The sequence below is a fragment of the Leeuwenhoekiella palythoae genome (assembly GCF_900130045.1).
GTDB lineage: Bacteria > Bacteroidota > Bacteroidia > Flavobacteriales > Flavobacteriaceae > Leeuwenhoekiella > Leeuwenhoekiella palythoae.
Genome location: NZ_FQXT01000007.1, coordinates 116,943 through 127,189 on the forward strand (window position 1 = coordinate 116,943; position 10,247 = coordinate 127,189).

Below are 10,247 nucleotides of genomic sequence, written 5' to 3' on the forward strand. Positions count from 1 at the left end.
GTTTAATTTTTTAGATCCTCAAGAATCGGTGTTTTTTGTGCGGAAATAGAAGTTACTGCAACGTCATTGAGTTGTTCAAAAATAGTAATAGTATTGTCCTTTTTCTTCAGCCAACATCCCGGAACGTAAAGCGTTTGCTGTGGGCCCACTTTCCAATAACGCCCTAAATTATGTCCGTTTACAAAAACGATTCCCTTACCCACTTCGCTCATATTAAGAAAGGTATCTCCCTGCTTTTTCAAATCAAAATTTCCGGAATACACAACAGGTCTTCCTGTTTTTACTTCCGTTGAATTTTCAACTTCCGGCACTTCCGCAAAAGGCGCTTTATACATCTCCCAACCACCTGTGATCTCATAATCATTGATGCTCACGGGAGCGATAATTCCTTTAAGGTTATTCACGATCTCTGCCCCGTAATTGATGCGGCCCATATTCTCTACCAAGATCTCTAAACTCCCATTAAATGGAATTTTAATCGGCATTTCATACGAGTTGAAGACGCGGTTGAGTTCGCCTACTTTCTTACCATTTACATAAACGGTTGCAAAATCGCGTAACCCGGGCACTTTAAGCGTTCCGGTGATAGGTTGCGTAAAGCGTTTTTTATACAGCACATAACCATAACCTTGCTCGAGTTGCTCAAATGTAAGCGGACTATCACTCGTCACCGGCTTTTGCTTTTTGATATACGTAAGCGCATCCGTTGTTTTTGCCAATTGAATCTGCGGAATTTCAATAACAGGAATTTGCTCCGGCACCTCCGGGATCTCATACGGTGCATATTTCTGCATCAATGCGCGAATACTGTCATATTTAGGATTTGCCCAACCTGCTTCAGAAATAGGCGCATCATAATCGTAGCTGGTAATATCTGGTTGAATATCGTGCTCATCATTATAATTGGCTCCTGAAGTAAAACCGAAATTGGTCCCGCCGTGCGCCATATAAAAATTGAAATTCACACCGTTTTTGAGATATACTTCAGTTTGTTTTGCAATATCTGAAGCGCTGATTTTTACAAAAGGCTCTGCCCAATGATCTAACCAACCGGGATAAAACTCAGCAACCATATACGGTCCTTCGTTATTATTAAATTTATTGACCACCTTTTTCAGGTTATCGATATTTCCTTCTCCATTAGCTGTGGGTAATACGCCTTCTAGACTTCCGCCTTTAAAAAGCCACGCGCCATCAGAAGTGAAAAACGGCGCTTGAAAACCAGCATCTTTCAGCATTTTAAAAATAGCTTCTTTATATGCTTTATGATCTTCCGGAGCGATATCTTCCCGCTGAGCCACATACGAACCAAACTCATTCTCTACCTGCGTCATAATGATATTTCCACCATTATTGACCTGCAACGGCGCAACTTGTTTAGCGAGTTCGTTGATGTATTCTTTACAAGCTGCTAAAAATTGCGCATTGTTCTCACGCACTTTAAGCCCCGGAATGTTTTGTAAAAACCAAGGATAGCCACCAAATTCCCACTCACCGCAGGCATAAGGTCCAGGGCGTAAAATGACAAACATCTCTTCTTCCTTGGCGATTTTAATAAACTCGGCTACGTTTCGGTTTCCGGTTTCAAAATCCCAAACTCCGGGCGCAGGATTGTGGTAATTCCAGAATACATATGTTGCGATGGTATTCAAACCCATCGCTTTCATCATCTGAATGCGATGACGCCAATATTCCTTTGGAATACGCTCGTAATGCATCTCACCAGAGTAAATAGGCGTTGGCTTCCCATTATATACAAAAGAGCCATTTTCTATTTTGAATGGTGCATCATCCTGAGCTTGAGCAAAGCCAAAACTCAACACAATTAAGACTAAAGCGAAAAAGTTTGTTCTTACAACTTGCATAGAATCTAGTATACTTCGATGTTAGAGATCAATGGGCAAGCTAATGCTTCGGTGATCTCGATTTTAAGTTTTGACGTTTCCACTCCGTTTAATTTCAGAATGCGTTTATGCCCGATCGTCGTTTGGTTTTGCACTTCTTTCCAGGTACCATCTTCCCACACAGAAACCGTAAACGCAGCCACGCGCTGACCGAGTTTAATATACTCTTGAAGCGAAATATAATGCAGTATTTGTGGCGCTTCCCAGTTCAGTTCGATGCTTCCGGTAGTTACACCGTCATTTGTTGCCCAATAAGTTTCTGCATCGCCATCAAGCACTTTGTCTGCAGCATAAACTGGCTTATCGCCACGCACAGGAGTTGCGGTGGCAGTGGCTTTTTCGGCTAAATTTTCAGCAAAAACACTGTCTAATATTTTTCTGAATCCACGAAGTGACGCCACATCATTCTCGTGAAATAAACCACGACGGTCTGGCGGAATATTCAACAATAAGGTTGAACCGCGACCTACCGAAGTCAGATACAATTCAAATAAATTTTCTGGAGAACGCACCAGCGAATCTTCTGAAGCGTGATAAAACCAACCCGGACGAATCGACGTATTTACCTCTGCCGGAATCCAGCTTTTTCCGTTTTTGGTTCCGCTTTGCAAGAGTTCTTCAATTCCTGCTTTACCTGCATAAAGCGTATCTGTCGTAATCGTATTCCAATGGGTTTCACCGCCTATTCCGCGCTCATTTCCTACCCAACGCAAATCTGGTCCTGCGTCGCTAAAAAATAACACAGGCGGTTGCATCGAATCAACCATTTTTAAAGTCGTTGGCCAATCGTAATAATTTTGACGGTCGATCTTGCGCTCTTCATTGGCGCCGCCATAATAGCCGTCACCTCCGTTAGCACCGTCAAACCACATTTCAAAAACAGGTCCGTAACCAGTGAATAATTCCTTAAGTTGATTGCGGTAATAGGTGATATAAGATTCCTCGCCATAATCGGCGCGATTACGATCCCAAGGCGATAAATAAACCCCAAACTCTAATCCGTGCGCTTTAGCAGCTTCTGCAACTTCTTTCACTAAATCCCCTTTTCCATCTTTATACGGACTCGAAGCTATATCGTGCTCCGTGTATGCAGAAGGCCATAAAGCAAAACCATCGTGGTGTTTTGCTGTTAAAATGGTTCCGCTAAAACCGGTTTCTTCCAAAACAGACATCCACTGATCGACATCCAATGCAGACGGATTAAAAAGCTCTGGAGATTCGTCTCCATAACCCCATTCTTTATCGGTAAAGGTGTTTATGGTAAAATGAATAAAGGCATTCATTTCCATATCATACCAAGCGAGTTGATCTTCTGAAGGCACTGCACCATAAGGCTCAGGGACACCATCATTTGAAGATTCGCAGGCCACCAGACCGCACAATAAAAAACTTAAAAAAGGAATATAGAATCTATTCATACAAAGCGTTTATTCTGATTTATAAGAAAATGCAAGCGCTGCTTTTGCGGCGTTTCTTACCGAAGCAGGAAGCCTTACAGTTACCACATTATCTTTAATCGTATAGTTTAATTTTTTTCCGGTACTTACCAGTTTAAGACTGCTTCCTTTTTTAGGAAGATTTCCTTCCCAGCCCACCGTATTGGGTACCGCTTCACCTTCGGTCAATAAAGTTATTGCAAAGGTATTTTTGTCGTTTGCCGTAAAATACGTTGCCTCACTGTGATAATTGTCGATTGCATGGGTACCGTAAATTGCCTCACCGTTTGTATCTAACCAATCTCCTATTTCAGTGAGAATAGGTAGTGCATCAGGAGGTAACAAACCGTCTGGTTGTGGGCCCACTCCTAATAGCATATTTCCACCTTTGGCTACCACTTCAACTAAACTATGAATCACCTTTGCCGAAGTTTTAAAGTTGTCATTAGGCACATACCCCCAGTTATTTCCTAAGGTCATATTGGTTTCCCAAGGATGATCTAGTTTGGTTTCCGGGATCGAACGCTCAGGAGTTTGATAGTTCTCGTAAGGCCCGTGAACGGTACGGTCTGCAAAGATGATTCCCGGCTGTGCTTCGCGTGCCATTTTTGCGATGCGCGGCATATCCACTTCCTGGCTGAATTCTGGAATTGGAGCTCCCCAGGCACGCACTTCATCGGTTACGGTCTCACGCGGGCGCACCCAGCCACCATCTAACCATAAAATGTCAATTGATCCATAATCGTGCATCAACTCACTGATCTGATTGAATGTGAAATCCTGAAAGCTTTTCCATTTTTCAGGATACTTTCTGATGTCATAATTCACATTACGGTCTGGTGTTGCATATTTATCCCACCAGAAATCTTGCGAATGCCAGTCTGGTTTAGAAAAATAAGCGCCAATCATAAAATCTTTCTTTCTAAATGCCTCAAATACATATTTGGCGACATTGGCTTTTGGATGGTTTTTGAAAGGTCCGTTGGTGATTTTATAATCGGTTTGCTGGGTATCAAACATATTGAAACCGTCGTGATGCTTGGTGGTAAAAACCACATATTTCATTCCGGCATCGGCAGCAGCATCAGCCCATTGGTCCGGATCAAAATTCACCGGATTAAATACTGAACTCAGATTCCAATACCATTTTTTATAATCATTATACGAGATTCCTTCAGGACGCTCCAGCCAAGGTTCAGAGCAAATTTGCCAGCTCTCTATAATTCCGGGAACTGCATACACACCCCAGTGAATAAGCATTCCAAACTTTTGATCTCCCCAAACAGCAAGTTTTTCCTTTACCTGAGGATCGGTAGGTGCTTGATATATTTTTGATTGCTCGTGCAAATTACCCCCTTGTGCAAATAAGCCGTTGCTGCCGGATAGGGATCCCAGCAGCACAGCTAAAACATAAAAAAACTTAGAGTATGAAAGGTCTCGCATAAGTATGGTTAGTTTTTTGTAAGTTGTATAGATTCTGTAAGTTCAAAACGTTCTTTAAGTCTAATATCTTGAGAAGAAGCTCCTAATTGCACTTCAAATTCCCCGGCTTCTGCAACGTGATTCATTTCGGCATCAAACAGCGCTAATTCTGAAGGAGTTAAGGTAAAAGTCACTGTTTTACTTTCGCCATTGGCTAAATGAATGCGTTCAAACCCACGTAATTGCTTTACCGGAGTGACCACGCTACTCACCACATCGCTCAGGTACAGTTGAACGACTTCGTCTCCGTCCCGATCACCGGTATTTGAAACTTCAACCGAAACTTTGATGGTTGTGTTTGCAGCATTTCCGCTTTGCGAAATTTTCAAATCTGAATAGTCAAAAGTGGTATAGCTCAAGCCGTGACCAAAAGCATATAATGGTGCCGAAGTTTCTTCAACATAATCTCGGCGTTTAGGCCACCAGTGGTTATAATACACCGGCGATTGCCCTACTGATTTTGGGATCGAGACCGGCAAGCGCCCCGCCGGATTATAATCACCAAATAAAACATCTGCCAGCGCGTGACCTCCCTGTGAACCGGGATACCACGTGTCTATGATCGCAGGAATGTGTTTGGCAGGCCAATTGATCAACAAAGGTCTGCCGGTAATCAACACTAATATTGTAGGAGTTCCTGTCGCTTCCACAGACTGCAAAAGCTCTAATTGTTTTCCCATAAGATCTAAGGTAGAACGGTCGTAACCTTCTCCACTTTCCATATCACTTAAAACTTGATCCTCTTTTGAGGAAACGGTCGCTGCACCGGTCTCTAGGTATTCGGTTTTAAAATCACGTGCGCTAGAACCACCGAGCACCACAATAGCGACTTCAGCATTTTTTGCCGCTGCTACCGCTGCAGGAATATCGGTTTGTGTGGTATCACGAATGGCTGTTCCTTTTACATAAGTGATTTCAGCCTTTGGCATTTTGGCACGAATTCCTTCCAGCGGCGTTACGATAAATTCGGGTTCTTGAGGCGCAGTATAGTCGCCTAATTGATTATACATCATATCTGCGTTAGGACCGATCACTGCTATTTTTTTAAGGTCTTTAGATAGCGGAAGCAAACCGTTCTCATTTTTAAGTAAGGTCACGCCTTCTAGCGCCATTTCTTTTGCGATTGCGATATGTGCCGCGCTTCGCACCATTTTTTTAGGCGCCTTTTCTTCTACATACGGATTTTCAAAAAGGCCCATTTTAAACTTTAAACGCACTACATATTTTACAGCTTCATCTAAGCGCGCTTCAGAAACTTTTCCATTTTTAAAAGCGTTGAGTAATTCATCGTCAAAGCCATTCCCACCTAAATCTGCATCTACACCAGCATTCATTGCTAAGGCAGCAGCATCCTCAAAAGTTGCAGCCGCGTGATGATCACCTTTAATACCTTCGATGCTTGCTAAGTCTGAAACCACAAATCCTTCAAAACCCCATTGCTCGCGCAATAAACCGGTAAGCAAGGCTTTGTTTGAAGTACTCGGAATTCCATCAACCGAACTGTACGCCGTCATAACCGAAAGCACACCAGCATCAATCGCTTTTTTAAACGGATACATATAATCTTGCATAAGTTCGCGTTGCCCTATATGCACCGCACCACCGTTGTGACCACCTTCTGAAACGCCGTATGCAGCAAAATGCTTTAAGGTAGAAATTACACTTTCAGGATTTTCTATTCCATCACCTTGAAAACCTTCGATGACGCCCAATCCCATTTCAGAAATCAAATAAGGATCTTCACCGAAGGTCTCTTCTACACGGGACCAGCGCGGTTCACGAGCAAGATCTAAAATAGGCCCGTAACCAATATGCGCCCCTTGAGCACGCAGCTCTTTTGCAACAGCGGCTGCCATTTTTTTATTCAATTCCGGATTAAACGTACTCGCCTGACCGATAGCTGATGGAAATTCGGTAGTCCCAATAGCCATATGGCCGTGCATCGCTTCTTCCGCCAGAAATAATGGGATTCCTAATCGACTTTCTTCGACAGCAACTTTTTGAATGGCGTTAGTCGCTTTTGCAGCGAGTTCCGGATTCAGACCATTTGACAAGGTTTTTTGCGTCCAGGGATCGGCACGCATCACGCCCCAGAGAGCGCCTATTTTTTGAGTGGCAATCGCCTCTTTTAAAGCCTCACTAGCTTCAACCGAATTACCGGTTTTTGTGTACATTTTCCATCCCAAAAGTGTGGTGAGTTGTCCTACCTTTTCTTCGATGGTCATACGCTCTACGAGATCATTAACGCGATCTTCTATTGGCGCCTGCGCATTCTTATAGACTGCATTTGCCGGAACTTCTTCTTGAGCGCAAAGCTGTGCCACTGCGAAAACAAGCACGAACACAGTGGCAAACAACTTCTTCAAATAAATATAACACATAAGGTTCTTTATCAATTTTGGCATCGCTTTGTGAAAAACGCAAACTTTACGTTAGAATTTCAACAATAAGCTTTTTAAAACTAAAAGAACATTAAACAGATTTGAAAAATAATCGCTGAATAACCGCTGAACGTAGCTTAGTAACGCTAAATATTAAGATTTTTTTAAATGTTTGTAAAGTAGGTGTAATCGCCTCCAGCCTTTGAAAACGTTGTACTTGATTTAAAGATTAAATATTAAATTAGTCTAAAGTTAATCCCAATGCAGGTCTGCGCTTAAACAAAAAAAGGGTGCTTTTGCGAGCACCCTTTTCACCAGAAACAATTTAAAAAAACTCAAAAAACTCTCGTTTTTATGCGCTGCCATAGCTTCACCAGGGCTATGGTTGCAATCAGCGTGAGTAACGTTAGAATGCTGGCTTGGGTATAATACCCGTAAATCCAGTATCCGGTGCTAAAAAGCGCACCATATATTGTGACACAACCTACTAATGTGGCTAAAATACCCGCAGGAACAGACCATTTTTGATTGGTCGTAACTAAAGCTGCACCTTGGGCGCGAGCTTTAATTATAATTTTCTCCCAACCGGGACCACCAGGTTGTGTTTGTTTATAAAAATCAAATAAGGTTTTATCCTTTTCAGGACGCGTCAAGAAGGTAACTGCTAACCAAACAATTGAAGTTAAAAGCACTACAACAGGATAGGTTGACCAATTAGGCAACACACCATCTGCTTCGGCGGTACCAAAGAGCACCACACCTAAAGACGTAAAGTTGAAAAGAATGGAAATAATTCCTGATGAGAACATTGCAGAAATCTCACTCCACGCGTTGATTCTCCACCAAAACCAGCGTAGAATAAATATCAATCCTGTACCTGCTCCAAACATCAAGATAATATTGAAGAGTTGGTATGCATTAGTCAATAGTAACGCAACCCCAGAACTCACCACCATCAACAACACTGTTGAAATTCGGCCTACATTTACCAGTTCTTTTTGAGAGGCTTTCGGTTTAACATAGCGCGCGTAAAAGTCATTTACTACGTACGATGAACCCCAGTTCAAATGCGTTGAAATTGTTGACATATAGGCTGCGATCAGCGACGCCATCACCAAACCTAACAATCCGCTTGGTAGTTTGGTCAACATAGCAGAATACGCCAAATCATCACCTAATTTACTTTCCACAATATTGGGAAATGCCTCGTGAATGCTCGCAATATCAGGATACACCACAATTGAAGCTAAGGCTACTAAGATCCACGGCCAAGGACGCAACGCATAGTGCAAAGCATTAAAGAAAAAGGTTGCTCCAATTGCGTGATTCTCATCTTTAGCCGCAAGCATACGCTGCGCAATATAACCACCACCTCCGGGTTCTGCACCTGGATACCAAGCGCTCCACCACTGTACCGCAAGCGGAATAATCAATAGTGTGATCAGGGTCGTGGTATCATTAAAATCAGGAAGTATATTTATTTTGTTAATAACCGCTTCATTCGCCATTAGACCTTCCATCCCACCAACTTCGGGTAGATTTACGCAATAATATGCTGCGCCAATACCACCTGCCATTGCTGCAAAAAAGAGAATAAAATCGGTATAAACAACGCCTTTAAAACCTCCGATCGTACTGAAGATCACGGTAACCAATCCGGCATAACCTATGGTTTCTAACGGTGTTAAACCAAGCATAATTTGCCCGATTTTAATAGCAGCAAGCGTTACTGCACTCATCGCCATTACGTTGAAAATCACACCTAAATATACTGCTCGAAAACCACGTAAAAACTTCGCAGGTTTTCCGCCATACCGCAATTCATAAAACTCGATATCGGTATTCACTTCAGACTTTCTCCAGAGTTTTGCATAGACAAAAACAGTGAGTAAACCGGTGATCAAAAACGCCCACCAAACCCAGTTACCGCTTACGCCTTGATTACGTACAATATCAGTAACCAAGTTAGGCGTATCGGTAGAAAAAGTTGTGGCAACCATAGAGATCCCCAACAACCACCACGGCATGTTTCGGCCTGAAAGAAAATATTCAGAAGAGCTTTTACCTGATTTTTTTGCAACGAGAAGTCCGACAATCAGGGTTGTTGCAAAAAAGCCAATGATAATGGCATAATCAAGTGTTTCTAAAGCTACCATATATGAATATTCGTTTACGTTAAAGTTCTTTTTTGGCTATTTTCAACTTAAAAATGATAACGCATAAATGCTTCCATCGCTGCATATTCAGCAAGACCTAAAGCTCTGTACTTACTAGCAGTTTCTTTATTTCGATCTTCTGCACGCACCCAAAATTCTCGCAGGTCTTCTCCTTGAAACATCACCCCATCTTTTTGTGATTGGTGATAGAAAATGGCCTGTCTCTTTTTAAGCACCTGATCCGGGCTCATAGGAACTGCCATTTCAATCTCGTGCATTTCAAACTCGTGCCACGCGCCGCGGTATAACCACACCCAGCAGTCGTTCATATACGCCTCGCTCTTAAGTTGCTCAAGCGATTCAAATATAATGTTTAAACATACTTTATGCGTTCCGTGCGGATCAGCAAGATCTCCCGCAGCATAGATTTGATGCGGTTTAACGTTCGCGATTAGTTCATTTACAATATCCACATCATCTTGCGACATGGGATTCTTTTTAATTCCTCCTGTTTCGTAAAACGGAAGATCTAAAAAGTGTACGTGCTCATCAGGAACACCTTCAAAACGGGTAGCTCCTAGGGATTCGCAGCGTCTGATGATTCCTTTTAACTGGCGTACTTCAACCGGATCGATCTCGTTACGCTGTTTGTTTTTTATTTGTTCTGCAATTGCAGCAAATTTTTCTTTATCTCCGTTACCAATCTGGGCAGCAACTTCGGCAAACTTCAAAGCCTCGTGGTCTGAAACCGCGATATTTCCTGAAGTTTGATAAGCGATATGCACCTCGTGCCCTTGCTCTACCAGACGGTCAAAAGTACCTCCCATAGAGATCACATCATCGTCAGGGTGCGGACTAAAAATAATCACGCGTTTTTTCTCTGGGGTT

Annotated in this window: 6 protein-coding genes; all 6 read right to left on the reverse strand. The window is 42.5% G+C overall.

What is annotated here, in order from left to right:
* Positions 1 to 2: 2 nt before the first annotated feature.
* The gene (locus BUA96_RS16615) at positions 3 to 1,865 is read right to left on the reverse strand and encodes a glycoside hydrolase family 35 protein (RefSeq protein WP_072985073.1); all 1,863 of its coding nucleotides are present in this window, start codon (positions 1,863 to 1,865) and stop codon (positions 3 to 5) included.
* A 5-nt stretch (positions 1,866 to 1,870) separates the two neighbouring features.
* Positions 1,871 to 3,322 carry an alpha-L-fucosidase gene (locus BUA96_RS16620; protein WP_072985076.1) on the reverse strand — a complete coding sequence of 484 codons (1,452 nt, stop codon included), beginning with the start codon at positions 3,320 to 3,322 and terminating at the stop codon, positions 1,871 to 1,873.
* Between the two features lie 9 nt (positions 3,323 to 3,331).
* Positions 3,332 to 4,783, reverse strand: a complete 1,452-nt coding sequence (locus BUA96_RS16625; protein ID WP_072985078.1) for an alpha-L-fucosidase — start codon at positions 4,781 to 4,783, stop codon at positions 3,332 to 3,334.
* Positions 4,784 to 4,791: 8 nt separating this feature from the next.
* Positions 4,792 to 7,203 carry a glycoside hydrolase family 3 N-terminal domain-containing protein gene (locus tag BUA96_RS16630; protein ID WP_084673201.1) on the reverse strand — a complete coding sequence of 804 codons (2,412 nt, stop codon included), beginning with the start codon at positions 7,201 to 7,203 and terminating at the stop codon, positions 4,792 to 4,794.
* Between the two features lie 335 nt (positions 7,204 to 7,538).
* The gene (locus BUA96_RS16635) at positions 7,539 to 9,359 is read right to left on the reverse strand and encodes a sodium:solute symporter family protein (protein WP_072985080.1); all 1,821 of its coding nucleotides are present in this window, start codon (positions 9,357 to 9,359) and stop codon (positions 7,539 to 7,541) included.
* 47 nt (positions 9,360 to 9,406) lie between these two features.
* The coding region (locus BUA96_RS16640; RefSeq protein ID WP_175546507.1) for a PIG-L family deacetylase at positions 9,407 to 10,247 on the reverse strand (841 nt) is incomplete at its 5' end.

What these genes read in the sequence shown, in the direction of transcription:
- BUA96_RS16615 (WP_072985073.1), bottom strand. Translation starts at nt 1,865, where the DNA reads ATGCAAGTTGTAAGAACAAACTTTTTCGCTTTAGTCTTAATTGTGTTG.
- BUA96_RS16620 (WP_072985076.1), bottom strand. Translation starts at nt 3,322, where the DNA reads ATGAATAGATTCTATATTCCTTTTTTAAGTTTTTTATTGTGCGGTCTG.
- BUA96_RS16625 (WP_072985078.1), bottom strand. Translation starts at nt 4,783, where the DNA reads ATGCGAGACCTTTCATACTCTAAGTTTTTTTATGTTTTAGCTGTGCTG.
- BUA96_RS16630 (WP_084673201.1), bottom strand. Translation starts at nt 7,203, where the DNA reads ATGTGTTATATTTATTTGAAGAAGTTGTTTGCCACTGTGTTCGTGCTT.
- BUA96_RS16635 (WP_072985080.1), bottom strand. Translation starts at nt 9,359, where the DNA reads ATGGTAGCTTTAGAAACACTTGATTATGCCATTATCATTGGCTTTTTT.